The organism is Empedobacter sp. UBA5528 (genome assembly GCF_002426075.1).
GTDB classification, from domain to species: domain Bacteria; phylum Bacteroidota; class Bacteroidia; order Flavobacteriales; family Weeksellaceae; genus Empedobacter; species Empedobacter falsenii_B.
In genome coordinates, this window is record NZ_DINY01000031.1 from 15,150 (window position 1) to 32,024 (window position 16,875).

Consider the following 16,875-nt stretch of genomic DNA (forward strand, 5'->3'; position numbering starts at 1 on the left):
GTTAAATAACTTAAATAATCATTTTATAAATTTAAGAATAATTATTAGTTTTGCAGACTATGAAATTTAAAGCTGCAGAGATTGCGCAATTATTGCAAGGAACCGTAACAGGTGATGCAAATGTAGAGGTTTCCACATTATCGAAGATAGAGGAAGGAAAAGAAGGTTCGATTTCGTTTTTGGCTAATCCGAAATACGAGCATTTTATCTATACAACAAACGCTTCTATTGTGATTGTGAGTAAGGATTTTGTGGCAACAGATTCTATTTCGTCTACATTGATTGTGGTTGAAGATGCATATCAAGCCTTTACAAAGCTGTTGCAGTATTACAATACGATAAAAAATAATAAAGTTGGAATAGAAGAATATACGAAAGTAAATTCTACTGCGCAACTAGGAGATAATGTATATGTTGGAAGTTTTTCTTATATTGGAGCTAATGTTTCGATTGGGAATAATGTAAAAATATATCCAAATGTAACGATTGGCGATCATGCTAAGATTGGTGATAATACCGTTTTACATTCAGGCGTACAAGTGTATGAAGAGTGTGAAATTGGTCAAAATTGTATCATTCATTCTAATGTTGTGATTGGTGCTGATGGTTTCGGTTTTGCGCCAAATCCAGATGGTTCTTTCGAAAAAATTCCTCAAATAGGAAATGTTTTGATTGAAGATAATGTCGAAATTGGAGCAGGATCAACAATAGATAGAGCAACAATGGGATCTACAATTATTCGTAAAGGAGTAAAATTAGATAACCAAATTCAAATTGCTCACAACGTTCAAATTGGAGAGAATACTGTTATTGCTTCGCAAAGTGGAGTAGCAGGATCTACAAAAATTGGACGTAATTGTATGATTGGAGGTCAAGTTGGTATCGCAGGTCATTTGACAATCGGAGATTTTGTACAAGTACAAGCTCAGAGTGGTATTAATGGTGATGTAGAAAGTAAAACGCAATTGTATGGTTCGCCAGCAATCGAAGCGTCAAGCTTTAGAAAATCTTATGTACATTTTAGAAAGTTTCCAGAAATTGTGAAACGAATCGATAAATTAGAAAAAGAGAACAAACAAAAGTAAAAGTTAATGTCTGATAAACAAAAAACTTTAGCGAATGAAGCCGTTCTAAAAGGTGTTGGCTTACATACAGGTAAATTTGTTACCTTAACATTTAGACCAGCCGAACCAGATACAGGATTTGTATTTGTTAGAACAGATTTAGAAGGTCAACCTCAAGTAGAAGCTGATGCACAGTATGTTGTGAGTACAGCCAGAGGAACAACTTTAGAGAAGAAAGGAGTTAAAGTACATACAACAGAGCACGTTTTGGCAGCTTTGGTAGGTATGGATATTGATAATTGTTACATTGAAATTGACAATGCGGAACCACCAATTATGGACGGTTCTTCTCGTTTTTTCGTTGAAGCAATAGAATCTGCTGGAATTGTAGAGCAAGATAAAGACAGAGAATATTATAGAATTAAAGAAATTGTAACGTATGTAGATCCAGAAACAGGATCAGAAATCACGGCGATTCCTGCAGATGAATACCAAGTTACAGCAATGGTAGATTTCGGAACGAAAGTTTTGGGAACTCAAAATGCAACTTTAACATCTATCAAAAACTTCAAACAAGATATCTCTCAAGCAAGAACATTTTGTTTCTTACATGAGTTAGAGCAATTGTTGGAAGCTGGTTTAGTAAAAGGTGGAGATTTAGACAATGCAATTGTTTATGTTGACAAAGAAATTACGCCAGAAACAAAAGAAAAATTATGTAAAGCGTTCAATAGAGATGATGTTTCTATTCGTCCGAATGGAATCTTGGATCACTTGACTTTACACTATCCAAATGAAGCTGCACGTCACAAATTATTAGATGTTGTGGGAGATTTGGCTTTAGTAGGTAAAAAATTGAAGGCTAAAATTATTGCAACAAAGCCTGGACATCATACCAATACAAATTTTGCAAAGAAATTAAGCAAACAAATTAAATTAGCGCAACGCAATAAAGTGCCAGAATTTGATTTGACAGCAGAACCAGTTTATGATATTAATGATATCATGAAGTTATTACCACATCGTCCACCATTCTTATTGATTGACAAGGTAATTTCTAAAAGTGCAACAGGTTTAATCGGCGTGAAAAATGTAACGATGAACGAGCCTTTCTTTGTTGGACATTTTCCTAAAGAACCTGTTATGCCAGGTGTATTGCAAATTGAAGCAATGGCACAATTAGGAGGGTTATTGATTTTAGGAGAATTAGAAAATCCTCAAGATTATTCAACTTATTTCATGAAAATTGAAAGTGCTAAATTTAAACGCAAAATTATTCCAGGTGATACATTGGTGTTTAAATTAGAGTTGGTTGAACCAATTAGAAGAGGAATTGTTCATATGCAAGGAATTGGATATGTAAACAATCAAATTGCTGTGGAAGCAGAAATGATGGCAGTTATTACAAAAGAATAATTAAAGAAATGGAAGTTATGAATCATCCGATGGCATATGTTCATCCAACTGCAATAATAGGTGAAAATGTTACAATCAGCCCTTTCTCTTCTGTTTACGAAGATGTAGAAATTGGTGATGGAACATGGATTGGTCCTAATGTAACAATTATGTCAGGAGCACGTATTGGAAAAAATTGTAAAATTTATCCAGGTACGGTAATTTCTGGTGAGCCTCAAGATTTGAAGTACGAAGGTGAAAAAACTTTAACATATATTGGTGACAATACAACAATTCGTGAATGCGTTACTGTAAACAAAGGAACTAATGCATTAGGTTATACTAAAATTGGTGACAATTGTTTGATTATGGCAACTGCACATATCGCGCACGATTGTGTTGTAGGAAATAATGTCGTAATCGTAAATGCGGTTGGTTTAGCAGGACATATAGAAGTTGGAGATTTCGCTTTTATTGGTGGTTATAGTGCAGTTCATCAATTTACAAAAATTGGAGAACATGCTTTTGTAGCTGGTGCGACACAAATTCGTAAAGATGTTCCTCCGTATGTTAAAGCTGCAAAAAATCCTGTTGCTTATGCGGGAGTTAATGCAATTGGATTGAGAAGAAAAGGTTTTACATCAGAAGAAATCTTCGAAATTCAAGGTATTTACAGAATTTTATATCAACAAAAAAATAACGTATCTCAGGCTGTAGAACAAATCTTAGAAAAATTCCCAGATTCACATTATCGTGAAGTGATCCTTGATTTTATCAATACAAGTGATCGTGGAATTATGAAAGGATATAGCTCGGGAGTTTAATAAAATAACAATAGAATAAATGGCGACAACTTCTGATATCAGAAAAGGTTTATGTATTATTTTTAATAATGATACGTATAAAATTATCGAATTTTTACACGTAAAACCAGGTAAAGGACCTGCTTTCGTTCGTACAAAATTAAAATCATTAACTAACGGAAAAGTATTAGACAATACATTCTCTGCTGGTCATAAAATTGAAGAAGTTCGTGTAGAAACACGTAACTACCAATATTTATATGAAGATGATAATGGTTTCCACTTCATGAATAATGATGATTTCTCTCAAGTTTATTTAAACAAAGATTTGATTGATAATTCACAATTTATGAAAGCTGGTGACGAAGTAAAAATCTTGTTCCGTGCTTCTGATGAAACAGCTTTAGCAGCTGAGTTACCAACTACAGTTGTAATGGAAATTACATACACAGAGCCAGGTCTTAAAGGTGATACAGCTACAAATGCTACAAAACCTGCAACGACAGAAACTGGTGCTGAAATCCGTGTTCCTTTATTCATCAACGAAGGTGATAAAGTAAAAATCAACACAGAAGATGGTTCTTATGTAGAACGTATTAAAGAATAATTATTCTGAAATATAGATAAAAAAAGCGACCTTTTGGTCGCTTTTTTTATTACAATTTTATTGTAACTTTTTCGCTAGAGCATGTCGTTTCTTTATCTATTTTCTTGACAAAAATTGTAGAACCTAAGAATTCATTTTTGATTGTGATAGATGATGAATCACTCCCTTTATAAACCGTTTTATTCTCTTTTGGATCGAAATTATAGATTCTATTTCCATCTTCATCCAACCATTCGAATTTATATTTCTTATCGTCAGTATTTTTTAAAGTAAGTATAATCGTTCCGTCTTTTTTATTCTGTTTGATACTAACTTTTTCAGAAAAATTAATTTTTTCTAAAACAGTAATTTGAATTGCTTTTCGTTCAGATTTTTTGTTGTTCCAATTACTTTCAACATAATAAGTCTTATTCTCAGTAATAGTTGGACTAATAATATTGCTTCCTTTTACAAATGGTTGAGTAGAATTTAGCTCATCATACCAAAAATATTCAACTTTTGCTTCTGGATTTTTCACCGTTAGTGCCTGATGTTCATTGTAACAACTTTCTTGTTTTTCACCCCATGTCAAAACTGGTGGAGTTAAACTCTCATTATTAGGTTTTGTAATTTCCCATTGCGTTGTGTACATATGATTCGCATGATTTTCTTTTCTTACTAATTGCGTTGTATCCGTCACTTCAGCTCTTAAAATATTTTTTTCTAAGTTGAATTGACCTTTGTTTAGATGAATAGAATCTAAATTTTCTGCAATCAATTTATTATTCAAAATCCATTTTACTTTCAGGGTATTTGGAACTGGTTTTACTAAATTAAGAGTAAAAGCATTCATGTTTTCTGTGTTAACAGGAGTATCAACAGCGGGTTTTGTAGAAATAATTGGATTTGTTTTTTGATGAATTACTTCAATAAATTCTTCTTGACAAACATTACAAAAAGGCGCGATTAAATATTGCATTTTACAGAATTCGTGCGGACGAAACCATTGTGCTCTTGCATCTTTTTCGCCATATGCATAAATTCCAATTCCATTTGTCCCAATCCAATTTTTCCAAGGAACATCTTGTATATTCTGTGTTTTATTTGGACCAGGAACCGTATACAACGGACCAGACCAATATTCGTCTGATAATTTTGCAAACGAATGTCCAATTTCGTGAACAGCGATATCATTACTTTTAAAATTAACTGTTGTCGTCGCAAATTCTCCTCCAGAACCACCATAAAAAGGAGAATTAACAAGAATTACAACTTGACTATAATTGGGAATATTATCTTTCAGAACTTGTAATACCTTTTCATTTTTCGTTGGAACAACTAAACGATGAATTCCAGAAATATCAAAACTACTTCCGAAAATTGTATTTGGATTAGTTTTCGGAACTTCATATTTCTTTACAAATTTATTATAACGTTCAGGTAACTGATCCCAATCTACTTTTTCTGTGGGACATTCTTTGGTAGAATATGGGTGAATTGCACCAGATTCCTCAGAAATACTATTTATAACAAATACATTAAAATAATTGATATATTGACTTAATGGTTCCGTTTTGAAAAAATAGTCTGTAAATCGTTTTGCATCTTCTTTATAATATTTTAATTCGTCTTTTGTATAACCATCTGCTAAAACAACAAGGTTGATAATGTTTTTATCACTTCCCTGATATTGTAAGGTATCAATTTCGAATTTTTGTGCTGATAGAGTTGAAACTGTAAATAGAGTGGTGGCTAGAAAAAATAATCTTGTTCTCATAGTTGTATTTTGAAAAAATAATACGCAATATAGTAAGATAGATTTTTTTAATGAAATTTTGATTTTAAATATTTATTATCGGATAGGAGTTCTTAAATCATTATAAAACTGAAGAATATATTGTATTTTTAACACAAGAAATAATCTTGAACCAACTATGAAAATCAAAACCAAAAAGTTTCTGAAAAAATCTTTTTATACTTTACTTATTTTAGGAATTGGAAGTCTTTTGTTCACAGCTTTTGCAAATTATAAAATAGAAAACTCAACGGAAGAATTTGTCACAGATAAATTAGAGATTTTACCTAAAACCAAAGTTGCGATTGTATTGGGAACAACGCCAAATTTGGTGAGTGGTTATCAAAATTATTACTTTACGTATCGTATAGAAGCTGCAACAGAATTGTATCAATCAGGAAAAGTAACGTACTTTATTTTGAGTGGAGATCATGGTCGAAAAAACTACAACGAACCTGAAGCAATGAAACAAGCCTTAATAAAAAATGGAGTTCCAGAAAATGTGATTTATTTGGATTATGCAGGTTTTAGAACATTAGATTCTATGATTCGTGCAAAGGAAATTTTTAGTCAGAATGAATTTATTGTAGTTTCCCAAGAGTTTCACAATCAACGAGCAGTTTATATTGCACGTCAAAACGGAATTAATGCGTATGGTTACAGTGCAAAAGATGTCAATAAACATGCTGGATTAAAAACAAATATCCGCGAGTATTTTGCTCGAACGAAAGTTTTTATTGATAGCTTTTTTGGTGTTCAACCAAAGTTTTTAGGAGAGAAAATTGAGATAATTTAATTTTTATTCAATGAATAAAGATATAAAGCAAATAATGAGTAAAATGCTTCTAATTCAATCTTCTGATTGCATTTTTATTTATGGTAAACACAATTTTAAAATAAATAATGAATTAGATTTTACTTTTGATTTTGAAGAATTAGTAGAGTTAAATATTGTAGAAAATAATATTGAGAAGAATCTTTTTACTTCCATCATTAGTCATTGTAAAGGAATTATTAAAAATAATTTTATTGTTGATTTGACTAGTTACAGAAACGCTGAGAATTTATATGTGTATTTAAAGGAAACATCCGAGTATTATGTTATCATTTCAATCGGAGAATACCAACCTAGTTTATATAGAATTTATATAGAAGGTGTCTTTTTGAAAATGTTTTAGGAAAATTATTTGAATTAAAAAGAGAAACCAAACTAATGATTTCTCTTTAATATTTTTTACTTCAAACTACTAAAATATCCTCTCAAAATAGCATCGTTAGCAGAATTTCGTGTATCAATTTCTAAAATCTTCGGGCGATTACTTTCTGCATAAAAATCTTCAAAAGTATTTTCTAAATCAGTTAAATTTGAAACAACTTGGTATTCAAAACCATACATTTTAGCTAAATGTTCGGCAGTGAAATGATGTTTTGTTTCAAAATAATCTTCAACTACATCTGTTTCAGAAGGACCAGGAATAAATTTGAAAATATTTCCGCCACCATTATTAATCAAAATAATTCTGAAATTATTTGGCATGTTTACATTCCACAAAGCATTCGAATCATAGAAAAATGAAATATCGCCCGTAATCATCACCGTATTTTGACCAGAAGCGATACAAGCGCCAATTGCTGTCGACGTAGAACCATCAATTCCACTTGTTCCACGATTACAGAAAACAGGATTCGAATTGTTATGATCAAATAATAATCCGTAACGAATAACGGTAGAATTTCCGTACTGAATTTGCCAATTTTCTGGATAATTTCTGATAATAGAATCAAATGCTTTCAAATCACAAAATGGAATCATATTGATGTAATTTTTGTGTTTGATATTATTCGCTTCTCGAATTGAATTCCATGTGTTGTAATATTCAGATTCTTTTGGATTGACAAACGGAACAAATTGTTCTAAAAATAATTCAGGTTTCGTTTCAATTTTATCTGTTAATGCTTGGAAAGTATCTGGTTGCCAATATTCATCTAAATGCCAATGTTGTATTGGTTTTTGATCGCGTAAGAATTTTTTAATCTTTTTGGAAACGACATTTTGCCCAATTGTCAATAAAATATCAGGTTTCAACGCTTCTAATTCTTCTTCCGAATAAGGGAAAATAACTTGATCTATTTTATTGAAAAATCGTTCATCATGAATATTTGATGTTACTTCTGTTAACACAACAACCGAATCATCTTGCGCCAATTGTTTTACAAAATGATCAAATTTGGCATCAGGATGATGTAATCCGACCAAAATCATTTTACGCGTCGAAGCATTCCAACGTTTCATCAAATCAATTACATCAATTTCTGGATAATCTTTTGCAGGAATTGTAATTGTATCAATTTCAATATCTGGTGTTGTTACAGATTCGTACAAAGGCTCAGAAAAAGGCATATTGATATGAATTGGCGCAGATTTGTGCATACAATCAATCAACGCATATTTCGTCAACAACATATTTCGCGTTAAATCATCCGTTTCTTCACTTTCGGAAAGTTGTACATTATGAACTGAATGTTTCTCAAAAATATCTTTTTGGCGAATGGTTTGTCCATCAAAATTATCAACCAAATGCTCGGGACGATCTGCAGAAAGCACGATTACAGGAACATTTTGAAAAAAAGCTTCCGTAATTGCTGGGTAATAATTTGCCGTTGCCGAACCAGAAGTACAACAAACAACAACAGGTTTCTGAATTTGCTGTGCCATTCCCAAAGCGACAAATCCTGCCGAACGTTCGTCGATTACACTATAAGTTTTGAAACGTTTGTCATTCGCAAATTGCATTGTTAATGCTCCGTTTCGAGATCCTGGCGATAATACGATATGATCAATTCCGAAAGCCAAAAAAGTTTCAGCAATCAATTGAACATTTAATTTATTTGATATTTTTCTCAACGTAGTTGTCTTAAATTATAAAAGGTTTTGATTAGCAAATTTACTAAACAAAACCTTTCAAAAAGTATGATATTTTTAAGAATTAAGTATGTAAACCTCCGTCTACACTCAAAACTTGTCCTGTTACATAACTTGATAAATCTGACGCTAAGAATAAACATGCATTTGCAACGTCTTCTGGTTGTCCTCCACGTTTTAATGGAATTCCATTACGCCATTCTTCAACAACTTTTTGGTCTAAAACTTCTGTCATTTCAGTTTCGATGAAACCTGGTGCAATTGCATTACAACGAATATTACGAGAACCTAATTCTAATGCAACAGATTTAGAGAAACCAATTAAACCAGCTTTAGATGCTGCATAATTTGCTTGCCCAGCATTTCCTTTGATTCCAACAATAGAAGACATGTTCACGATAGATCCAGAACGTTGTTTCATCATTGGTTTGATCACTGCTTTTGTTAAGTTGAAAGCCGAATTTAAGTTTGTTTGAATTACTTTTTCGAAATCTTCTGCAGACATTCTCATCAACAAATTATCTTTTGTAATTCCAGCATTATTAATTACAATATCAACTTGACCAAACTCAGCAATTACATCTTCCACTAATTTTTGAGCAGCTTCGTAATCAGAAGCATCAGATTGATATCCTTTTACTTTACCGAATTGTCCCAATTCTTCTTCCAAAGCTTTTGCTTTTTCTACAGAAGAAGCATAAGTAAAGGCAACGTTAGCGCCATTTTTCACAAAAACTTCAGCAATACTTTTTCCAATACCGCGAGTTGCGCCTGTAACGATTGCTGTTTTACCTTGCAATAAATTCATGTTTATAGGTATTATATATTGCTTCAAAAATACGATTTTTTGTGAGAGTTAAAAATGTAAAAAAATACTTTATCAATTTTATTTAACATTTTATGGTATTATAATTGAAAATATTGATTGTTATAACCAAATTAAAAATATAAAAACATGAAGAATCTATTGAAATTTTTAGCGGTAACATTTTTTGCCTTATTTGTATTTACGGCTTGTAGCGATGATGATGATCCAGCAAACAATGATTTCTTTGCAGGAACTTATAAAGGAAAAATAAGTTATGTTGATGGAAATAATACTCTTTCTGCTGATAATGGAAGTGTATTTGTAACTAAAATTGCAAGTGGAACAAAGTATAATTTTGCTTTTTCTGATAAAATTCCAGATTTGAACGGAGTTGAGTTCGAGAAAAAAGGAGACAATACTTTAGTAAGTGTTGGGGCAACAGAATTATCTTACATTAGAATTGATAATTCAAAATTAACTATTCTTTATACAAAAGATGGTAAAACTTGGACTGCGAATGCAACAAGATAATTTTTAGGAATAATAATAAAAGACGTTCAGTTGTGAGCGTCTTTTTTTTGTACAATATTTTGAGTTGAAAATAGTTAAATATAAAATGATGTTTTATGAGAACGATTGTATGTTTTGCTTCTTTATTAATGCTGATATTTTCTTGTAATAATGAAGATGATGGTCTGAATACTATTTATAAAGAAAAATATGAAAGACGATTTATAATTTTTCAAGATTCTTTAGGAGGAATTGTTCAAGATAGTGTAGTAGTGCAAGTTTCTCAATCTAAGAATTTATATAAATTTGATTTTATCACATCTCAAAAAATTGATCCGATAGAAAATATTCAAATGGAAATGACAGGAAGCAATTCGTTACGAAATGTGGGATGGACACCGACAAAACTGATTATGCTTTCTAGAGATAGTATCAATATTTCTTACAAAGATGGAAAACGATATTGGTTAGTCAATTCGATTAGTGAAAATTAATCATAAAAAAATCCACTCAATATTGAGTGGATTTTTTAGTATGATTTAAAATTTCAGATTATGATCCGAAAGCTGTTTTAATTTGATCTACGAAGTCTAATTTTTCCCAAGTGAATAATTCAACTTCAACTTCAACAACATCCTGTCCATTAGCAGATTCAAAGCGTTTTGAAACTATTTTTGGTTCTCTACCTAAGTGTCCGTAAGATGCAGTTTCTTTGTAAATTGGGTTTCTTAATTTTAATCTTTGTTCGATAGCGAAAGGCTTCATATCAAAGATTTCAGAAACTTTTGTAGAAATTTCTCCTTCAGTTAACTCAACTTTTTGAGTTCCGAAAGTATTTACTAATAAAGAAACTGGAGCAGCAACACCAATTGCATAAGAAACTTGTACTAAAACTTCGTCAGCAACACCAGCTGCAACCAAGTTTTTAGCAATATGACGCGCAGCATAAGCAGCAGAACGGTCAACTTTTGATGGATCTTTNNAAACCTGTATCTCCGTGAGGTCCTCCAATAACGAATTTCCCTGTAGGATTGATATGATAAGTAATACTATCTGTAAATAAATCGCGTAAATGAACAGGTAATTGCGCTTTTACACGTGGAATTAAAATACTTACTAAGTCATTTGTAATTTTATCTCTCATTGCTTCTTCGTTTGCGAAGTCATCATGTTGAGTAGAAATTACAATAGTATCGATACGAACAGGTTTGTTGTCATTATCATATTCAATTGTTACTTGAGATTTAGCATCAGGACGTAAATATGGTAACAAATCTTTTTCGTATTTACGGATATGCGCTAATTCTTTCAATAATCTGTGCGATAAATCTAACGCCAAAGGCATATAGTTTTCAGTTTCGCTTGTAGCATAACCAAACATCATTCCTTGGTCACCAGCACCTTGCTCTTCGTCAGATTGTCTGTCTACACCTTGGTTAATATCTGGAGATTGTTCGTGAATTGCAGATAAAATTCCACAAGAATTTGCATCGAACATATATTCACTTTTCGTGTAACCAATTTCAGCAATTGTTTCTCTTGCTACACGTTGTAAATCAATGTAAGAATTAGATTTTACTTCACCTGCTAAAACAACTTGTCCAGTCGTTACTAAAGTTTCACAAGCTACTTTACTTTTTGCATCAAATGCTAAAAAGTGGTCAAGAATTGAATCAGAAATTTGATCGGCAATTTTATCTGGATGCCCCTCAGAAACTGATTCTGACGTAAATAAATATGACATTTCTATACTTTTTTTTAAAATGATAGAGGGAAGGAGAAAACTGAAGTCCTGTTTTAGCAATTGTTTTATGAGGTTGCAATCAGTCAAATCTTTCCTCTCGATTTTTCGAGCTCAAATATACAATGAATAATATGAATAATGAAAGATATTTAACATTTATTAGTATATAAAAATTATAGAGTTTAACTTTTTATCTTTTTTAGAATAGAACAAAAAACGGTGTGTTTTAATAAATTATAAATATATTTTCTGTAGATGAGTAATTTTTTTAATCTATATAGATAATTATTCAAAATAATGTTGTTACTTTAGAAAAAAATTAATTGAAATGAAATTTGACACTCTCGATCAACAGCTGCTAATGTATCTACAAGAAAACAGTAAAATTACCTATAAAGAATTATCTGATAAGTTAAATTTATCGTCAACCGCAATTCATGAAAGAATCAAGAAATTAGAAAAGTCAGGAATTATTTCTAAATATGTTGCGCTTGTAAATAGAAGATTAATTAACAGAGAGCTTTTGGTATTTAGCCATATTAAGTTACAACAACATTCTGCTGATAACATCAAGATTTTCGAAAACGAAATTGTGAATTTAAAAGAAGTTCAGGCGAGTTATCATGTAAGTGGTGATTACGATTACATTATCAAAATGTCTTTCGAAAATATGGACGAATACAGAGATTTTATGGTAAATAAACTAACAACAATAAAGGTAATTGGTAGTACTCACAGTACTTTTGTTATTGGTGATGTAAAAGATGATACCGCTTTCCAATTGGTATAAAAATATAAGAATGGTTCTGATAAATTAGAATTTTTTTTGATTGAATAAGTAAAAATAGAGAAGACATGAGCAAGGAAATAGCAGTTTTAGGAGCTGGTTGTTTTTGGTGTGTGGAAGGAATTTTTAATTCGATAAATGGAGTAGAACAAGCTATCTCTGGATTTGCAGGAGGTAATGTAGAAAATCCTACTTATCGTCAGGTTTGTGATACAGATACAAATCATGCGGAAGTTGTTGAAATTACTTTTGACAATGAAGTGATTTCGTACAAAGAATTATTAGAAATTTTTTGGAATATACATAATCCAACACAGTTAAATAGACAAGGAAACGATGTTGGTACACAATATCGTTCGAGTATTTTTTACACATCAGAAGAACAAAAAAAGCAAGCGGAAGAATCGTTAAAAGAGTTTGATAACGGAACTTTGTATGAAGATAAATTCGTTACAACAATAGAGCCTTTAGATAAATTTTGGCCAGCCGAAGATTATCATCAAGGTTATTACAATGAAAATCCAGATCAGCCATATTGTTCGGCAGTTGTTGGACCAAAAATTGCAAAATTTAAATCTAAATTCAAACAGATTTTAAAATAAGAAAAGCGACCAATTGGTCGCTTTCATTTTATTTTCCTTTTTTACGTGCTTTCGCTTTCTGTTTTTGCTGACCACGGTTTTTAGGTTTAGATTTTGGTGGTTTACGTTTTGTAGGACCACCTAAATTCACCTTTTTATTTTTATCTTTTTTCTCGTGAAATGCTGCACCACGTTCTTCAATTTTTACAGTTGTAAGTTGTTTCATTTTTACAACATCTTTCTCAAATTCACGTTTTACAGGATTTATTTTTACGTCCTCTTCAGGAAAAGGAAGTTCGTTAATCTCTTTATCCATCAATGCTTCAATAGCATCTAAACGTTCAATTTCCTTTTCAGAAAAATAAGAAATCGCTTCTCCTTTTTTATCCGCACGTCCTGTACGCCCAATTCGGTGAATATATTGTTCTGGAATTTCTGGAATTTCGAAATTGATAACATGCGTAACATCAGGAATATCCAAACCACGAGCCATAATATCTGTCGTGATAATTCCTCGGTATTCATCTCTGGTAAAGGCTTCCATTGTTCTCAAACGATAATTTTGAGATTTGTTAGAATGAATTACTCCAAATTCATCTGGATAAATTTCATCTAAATGATTAAAGATTAAATCAGCATGTTTTTTATTGTTTGCGAAAATTAAAACTTTCTCAAATTTTGCTTTGTCTCCTAATTGATGAACAATTAAATTCAATTTTGTATTGAAATTCTCAACTGGAATAGCCAATTGAGTGATTTTTTCTAATGGTGTTCCTGAACGAGCTAAGGAAATTTCAATAGGATTTTTGAAATATTCGTGTAACATATCATCTACTTGATCTGTCATCGTAGCAGAAAATAAAATGTTTTGACGTTTTTCGCTCATCATTGTAAATAAATGAATCAGTTGCGGACGAAAACCTAAACTCAACATTTCGTCAAATTCGTCAACCACTAATTTCTTCATTTCTTTGAATGATAATACATTGTCTATCGCCAAATCTAAAACACGACCTGGTGTTCCAACCAAAATATCAACGCCTTCATACACCAATAATTTTTGAGTATTGATGTTTACACCACCATAAATTCCTAAAACACGAACATTGATAAACTCTGTTAATTGCTCTAAAATATCGGTAACCTGAACAACTAATTCGCGTGTCGGAACCAAAATAACAATCTTTGGTTGATTCGTTTTAGAGTATTGATAAGTATTCAACAAGGGTAATAAGTAAGCCATTGTTTTACCTGTACCTGTTTGGGCAATTCCCATTATATCTCGTCCAGAAAGAATCGGTTTGAATGATTTTTCTTGAATTGGAGTTGGGGTTGTGATATTCAACTTTTCTAAAGCCGAACTCAATTGTTTTGTTAATTCGAAATCCGCGAATGTAGCTTTCATTTTGCAAAGATAAGTTTTCTTGATGACTTCTTAAAAACTCAATGTGCAATCCGTTCAAATTCGTTGAAACTTCGTACTTTTGCATTTCGATTAAGTAAAAAGGAATAAAAATGAGTTTAAAACAATACATCACGCAGAATGTTTTAGAAGCGATTCAAAACGTTTATCAAATTAACCCTGAATCTGTTGAAATTCAGTTTACAAGGAAAGAGTTTGAAGGTGATTATACATTGGTTGTTTTCCCATTAATCAGAACTTTGAAAGGTAAACCAGAAGAAATCGGTGCTAAAATCGGTGAAAATTTGGTTGAAAATAATAAAATTACAGCGTTTAATGTTGTAAAAGGTTTCTTGAATATGAGTTTAAGTTCAGTAGAATTTTTAGAAAATTTTACTCAAAATGCTCAAAATTCAACTTTTGGAATTACAAAAGTTGATGAAAATTCGAGAACGGTAATGGTAGAATATTCATCGCCAAATACAAACAAACCTTTGCATTTAGGACATGTCCGTAATAATTTGTTAGGATTTTCGGTTTCTCAAATCATTGAAGCAGCAGGAAATAATGTGATTAAAACACAAATTATTAATGATCGTGGGATTCACATTTGTAAATCTATGATTGCTTGGGAAAAATTTGGAAATGGTGAAACACCAGAATCTGCAAATATGAAAGGCGACCATTTGGTTGGAAAATATTATGTGGAATTTGACAAACATTATCGTCAAGAAATCAAAGAATTAGAAGCGCAAGGAAAAACGGAAGACGAAGCGAAAAAAGAAGCTCCAATTTTCTTAGAAGCACAAGAAATGCTGCGTCAATGGGAAGCACATGAACCAAAAGTTATTGAGCTTTGGCAAAAAATGAACGGTTGGGTGTATGATGGTTTCGCTAAAACGTACAAACGTCTTGGTGTTGCTTTTGACGAATATTTATACGAATCGAATACCTACATTTTAGGAAAAGATATTGTTGAAGATGGTTTAAACAAAGGTGTTTTCTACAAAAGAGAAGATGGTTCTGTTTGGATTGATTTGACTGCAGAAGGTTTGGATGAAAAATTAGTTTTACGTTCAGACGGAACTTCGGTTTATATCACACAAGATTTAGGAACTGCAGTAGAGCGTTTCAAAAATAATCCAACGTTAGAAGAATTAACGTATGTTGTAGGAAATGAGCAAGATTATCACTTCAAAGTTTTGTTCTTAATCTTGAAAAAATTAGGTTATTCTTGGGCTGATGCTTTACATCACTTGTCTTACGGAATGGTTGATTTACCAAACGGAAAAATGAAATCTCGTGAAGGAACAGTTGTAGATGCAGATGATTTGATGCAAGAAGTTTATAATACAGCAAAAGAGATTTCTGAAGAGTTAGGGAAATTAGACGGAATGTCTGATGATGAAAAAGCTGAGTTGTACGAAACAATTGCGATGGGTGCTTTGAAATATTACATTTTGAAAGTAGATCCTAAGAAACGTATTTTATTCGATCCGAAAGAATCTGTTGATTTTAATGGAAATACAGGACCTTTTATTCAATATACTTTTGCGCGTATTCAGTCATTATTGAGAAAAGAATCCCCAAAAGAATTTGATGCAAATGCAATAGAATTGAATGATGCAGAAAAAGAAATTATTCGTGCATTATACGATTTCGAAGATACGATAGAAAAAGCAGCAACAGAAATGAGCCCTGCTTTGATTGCGAATTATGTGTATGAATTAGTTAAATTATTTAATTCATTCTACCAAAACAATCCAATCTTGAAAAATGAAGATGAAAACGTGAAAAATTTCCGTTTATATCTTTCTCAATGGGTTGCAAATACAATTCAGAATTCGTTACGTTTATTAGGAATTGGTGTTCCAGAAAGAATGTAATCGACTTATAAAATAAATAAAATGCCTCATCAATTTGGTGAGGTATTTTTTTAACTTTACAATATGAAAATAGGAGATTTACTGAAACAAAAAGATCCTCACGATAAATTTAATTTGAAACGATTTCACGATGCGCAAAGTTTTGTGTATGATGAAATCTTAATGGAAGTTCATGCAGGAAAAAAACAAACGAATTGGATTGTTTTTATGTTTCCTCAATTAGTTGGATTAGGTTCGAGTGATTCGTCATTAGAATTTTCGATTTCTTCAAAAGAAGAGGCGAGAGCTTTTGTGAAAGATGAAGAACTTTGGGGAAATTATTTAGAAGTTTTATCTGTATTATTAATGCAACATAAAGGCGTAATTCCGCAATTAATTTTCGGAAAAAATGATGCAATGAAACTGAAATCAAGTTTGACTTTATTCAACTTTATAGTTCCGAAAGAAAAAATTATCAAAGATGTTTTGAAGTTTTTTTATGCAGATCAAGTCGATAAAAAAACATTAAGTATATTGAAACAAATGAATAAATAAAAAAATCTCGAGCATTTGCTCGAGATTTTTTATTTAGACACTGTCCAAAATTTTGTG

Annotated in this window: 16 protein-coding genes and 1 pseudogene; 12 read left to right on the forward strand and 5 right to left on the reverse strand. The window is 31.5% G+C overall.

Annotated features, from left to right (window positions below; translation table 11 throughout):
- Window positions 1–59 precede the first annotated feature (59 nt).
- Genes lpxD through efp form a run of 4 tightly spaced genes read left to right on the forward strand, consistent with a single transcriptional unit; the run spans window position 60 to window position 3,869 of the window.
- Window positions 60–1,085 (forward strand): UDP-3-O-(3-hydroxymyristoyl)glucosamine N-acyltransferase, encoded by a 1,026-nt coding sequence (lpxD, locus tag B4L98_RS07235; RefSeq protein ID WP_115001039.1) that lies wholly within the window; start codon window positions 60–62, stop codon window positions 1,083–1,085.
- Between the two features lie 6 nt (window positions 1,086–1,091).
- Window positions 1,092–2,480 (forward strand): bifunctional UDP-3-O-[3-hydroxymyristoyl] N-acetylglucosamine deacetylase/3-hydroxyacyl-ACP dehydratase, encoded by a 1,389-nt coding sequence (locus B4L98_RS07240; protein WP_038336111.1) that lies wholly within the window; start codon window positions 1,092–1,094, stop codon window positions 2,478–2,480.
- Between the two features lie 17 nt (window positions 2,481–2,497).
- A complete protein-coding gene (gene lpxA / locus B4L98_RS07245) occupies window positions 2,498–3,283 on the forward strand; it encodes an acyl-ACP--UDP-N-acetylglucosamine O-acyltransferase (RefSeq protein WP_115002092.1) in 786 nt (261 codons plus the stop codon).
- A gap of 19 nt (window positions 3,284–3,302) precedes the next feature.
- The gene (efp, locus tag B4L98_RS07250; RefSeq protein ID WP_038336113.1) at window positions 3,303–3,869 is read left to right on the forward strand and encodes an elongation factor P; all 567 of its coding nucleotides are present in this window, start codon (window positions 3,303–3,305) and stop codon (window positions 3,867–3,869) included.
- A 49-nt stretch (window positions 3,870–3,918) separates the two neighbouring features.
- Here efp and B4L98_RS07255 read toward each other — a convergent pair whose 3' ends face one another.
- Complete coding sequence (locus B4L98_RS07255) at window positions 3,919–5,625, reverse strand: M64 family metallopeptidase (RefSeq protein WP_286496220.1); 1,707 nt, start codon at window positions 5,623–5,625, stop codon at window positions 3,919–3,921.
- 157 nt (window positions 5,626–5,782) lie between these two features.
- Between B4L98_RS07255 and B4L98_RS07260 the strand changes: the two genes are divergently transcribed.
- Window positions 5,783–6,439, forward strand: a complete 657-nt coding sequence (locus B4L98_RS07260; RefSeq protein WP_291077904.1) for a SanA/YdcF family protein — start codon at window positions 5,783–5,785, stop codon at window positions 6,437–6,439.
- A gap of 10 nt (window positions 6,440–6,449) precedes the next feature.
- Window positions 6,450–6,821 carry a hypothetical protein gene (locus B4L98_RS07265; RefSeq protein ID WP_038336116.1) on the forward strand — a complete coding sequence of 124 codons (372 nt, stop codon included), beginning with the start codon at window positions 6,450–6,452 and terminating at the stop codon, window positions 6,819–6,821.
- 56 nt (window positions 6,822–6,877) lie between these two features.
- Here the strand turns inward: B4L98_RS07265 and menD are convergent, their stop codons facing one another.
- Window positions 6,878–8,548 (reverse strand): 2-succinyl-5-enolpyruvyl-6-hydroxy-3-cyclohexene-1-carboxylic-acid synthase, encoded by a 1,671-nt coding sequence (gene menD, locus B4L98_RS07270; RefSeq protein ID WP_291059058.1) that lies wholly within the window; start codon window positions 8,546–8,548, stop codon window positions 6,878–6,880.
- Window positions 8,549–8,630: 82 nt separating this feature from the next.
- Window positions 8,631–9,374, reverse strand: a complete 744-nt coding sequence (fabG, locus tag B4L98_RS07275; protein WP_038336119.1) for a 3-oxoacyl-[acyl-carrier-protein] reductase — start codon at window positions 9,372–9,374, stop codon at window positions 8,631–8,633.
- Between the two features lie 147 nt (window positions 9,375–9,521).
- Between fabG and B4L98_RS07280 the strand changes: the two genes are divergently transcribed.
- Entirely contained in the window at window positions 9,522–9,905 is a 384-nt protein-coding gene (locus tag B4L98_RS07280) for a hypothetical protein (protein WP_221856850.1), read from the forward strand.
- A 95-nt stretch (window positions 9,906–10,000) separates the two neighbouring features.
- Window positions 10,001–10,378, forward strand: coding sequence for a hypothetical protein (locus B4L98_RS07285; RefSeq protein WP_221856848.1), 378 nt, complete (start codon window positions 10,001–10,003; stop codon window positions 10,376–10,378).
- A gap of 58 nt (window positions 10,379–10,436) precedes the next feature.
- On the opposite strand, the pseudogene metK reads toward B4L98_RS07285, so the two are convergent.
- A pseudogene (gene metK, locus B4L98_RS07290) lies at window positions 10,437–11,628 on the reverse strand (methionine adenosyltransferase).
- A gap of 328 nt (window positions 11,629–11,956) precedes the next feature.
- On the opposite strand from metK, the gene B4L98_RS07295 reads away from it, so the two are divergent.
- Both B4L98_RS07295 and msrA read left to right on the forward strand, forming a co-directional pair.
- On the forward strand, window positions 11,957–12,418 hold the full coding sequence (locus tag B4L98_RS07295; RefSeq protein WP_115001022.1) for an Lrp/AsnC family transcriptional regulator: 462 nt from the start codon (window positions 11,957–11,959) through the stop codon (window positions 12,416–12,418).
- 65 nt (window positions 12,419–12,483) lie between these two features.
- Window positions 12,484–13,017 carry a peptide-methionine (S)-S-oxide reductase MsrA gene (gene msrA / locus B4L98_RS07300; protein ID WP_038336125.1) on the forward strand — a complete coding sequence of 178 codons (534 nt, stop codon included), beginning with the start codon at window positions 12,484–12,486 and terminating at the stop codon, window positions 13,015–13,017.
- Between the two features lie 28 nt (window positions 13,018–13,045).
- Here msrA and B4L98_RS07305 read toward each other — a convergent pair whose 3' ends face one another.
- A complete protein-coding gene (locus B4L98_RS07305; protein WP_125349811.1) occupies window positions 13,046–14,401 on the reverse strand; it encodes a DEAD/DEAH box helicase in 1,356 nt (451 codons plus the stop codon).
- Window positions 14,402–14,511: 110 nt separating this feature from the next.
- On the opposite strand from B4L98_RS07305, the gene argS reads away from it, so the two are divergent.
- Window positions 14,512–16,284, forward strand: coding sequence for an arginine--tRNA ligase (gene argS, locus B4L98_RS07310; RefSeq protein ID WP_286475224.1), 1,773 nt, complete (start codon window positions 14,512–14,514; stop codon window positions 16,282–16,284).
- Window positions 16,285–16,347: 63 nt separating this feature from the next.
- Entirely contained in the window at window positions 16,348–16,818 is a 471-nt protein-coding gene (locus tag B4L98_RS07315) for a DUF1810 family protein (protein WP_135835150.1), read from the forward strand.
- Window positions 16,819–16,875 lie beyond the last annotated feature (57 nt).

Coding starts and splice junctions, on each gene's coding strand:
- fabG (WP_038336119.1), bottom strand. CDS start 9,374: ATGAATTTATTGCAAGGTAAAACAGCAATCGTTACAGGCGCAACTCGC.
- B4L98_RS07295 (WP_115001022.1), top strand. CDS start 11,957: ATGAAATTTGACACTCTCGATCAACAGCTGCTAATGTATCTACAAGAA.
- B4L98_RS07240 (WP_038336111.1), top strand. CDS start 1,092: ATGTCTGATAAACAAAAAACTTTAGCGAATGAAGCCGTTCTAAAAGGT.
- B4L98_RS07285 (WP_221856848.1), top strand. CDS start 10,001: ATGAGAACGATTGTATGTTTTGCTTCTTTATTAATGCTGATATTTTCT.
- msrA (WP_038336125.1), top strand. CDS start 12,484: ATGAGCAAGGAAATAGCAGTTTTAGGAGCTGGTTGTTTTTGGTGTGTG.
- B4L98_RS07255 (WP_286496220.1), bottom strand. CDS start 5,625: ATGAGAACAAGATTATTTTTTCTAGCCACCACTCTATTTACAGTTTCA.
- B4L98_RS07260 (WP_291077904.1), top strand. CDS start 5,783: ATGAAAATCAAAACCAAAAAGTTTCTGAAAAAATCTTTTTATACTTTA.
- argS (WP_286475224.1), top strand. CDS start 14,512: ATGAGTTTAAAACAATACATCACGCAGAATGTTTTAGAAGCGATTCAA.
- B4L98_RS07315 (WP_135835150.1), top strand. CDS start 16,348: ATGAAAATAGGAGATTTACTGAAACAAAAAGATCCTCACGATAAATTT.
- lpxA (WP_115002092.1), top strand. CDS start 2,498: ATGAATCATCCGATGGCATATGTTCATCCAACTGCAATAATAGGTGAA.
- B4L98_RS07265 (WP_038336116.1), top strand. CDS start 6,450: ATGAATAAAGATATAAAGCAAATAATGAGTAAAATGCTTCTAATTCAA.
- efp (WP_038336113.1), top strand. CDS start 3,303: ATGGCGACAACTTCTGATATCAGAAAAGGTTTATGTATTATTTTTAAT.
- lpxD (WP_115001039.1), top strand. CDS start 60: ATGAAATTTAAAGCTGCAGAGATTGCGCAATTATTGCAAGGAACCGTA.
- B4L98_RS07280 (WP_221856850.1), top strand. CDS start 9,522: ATGAAGAATCTATTGAAATTTTTAGCGGTAACATTTTTTGCCTTATTT.
- B4L98_RS07305 (WP_125349811.1), bottom strand. CDS start 14,401: ATGAAAGCTACATTCGCGGATTTCGAATTAACAAAACAATTGAGTTCG.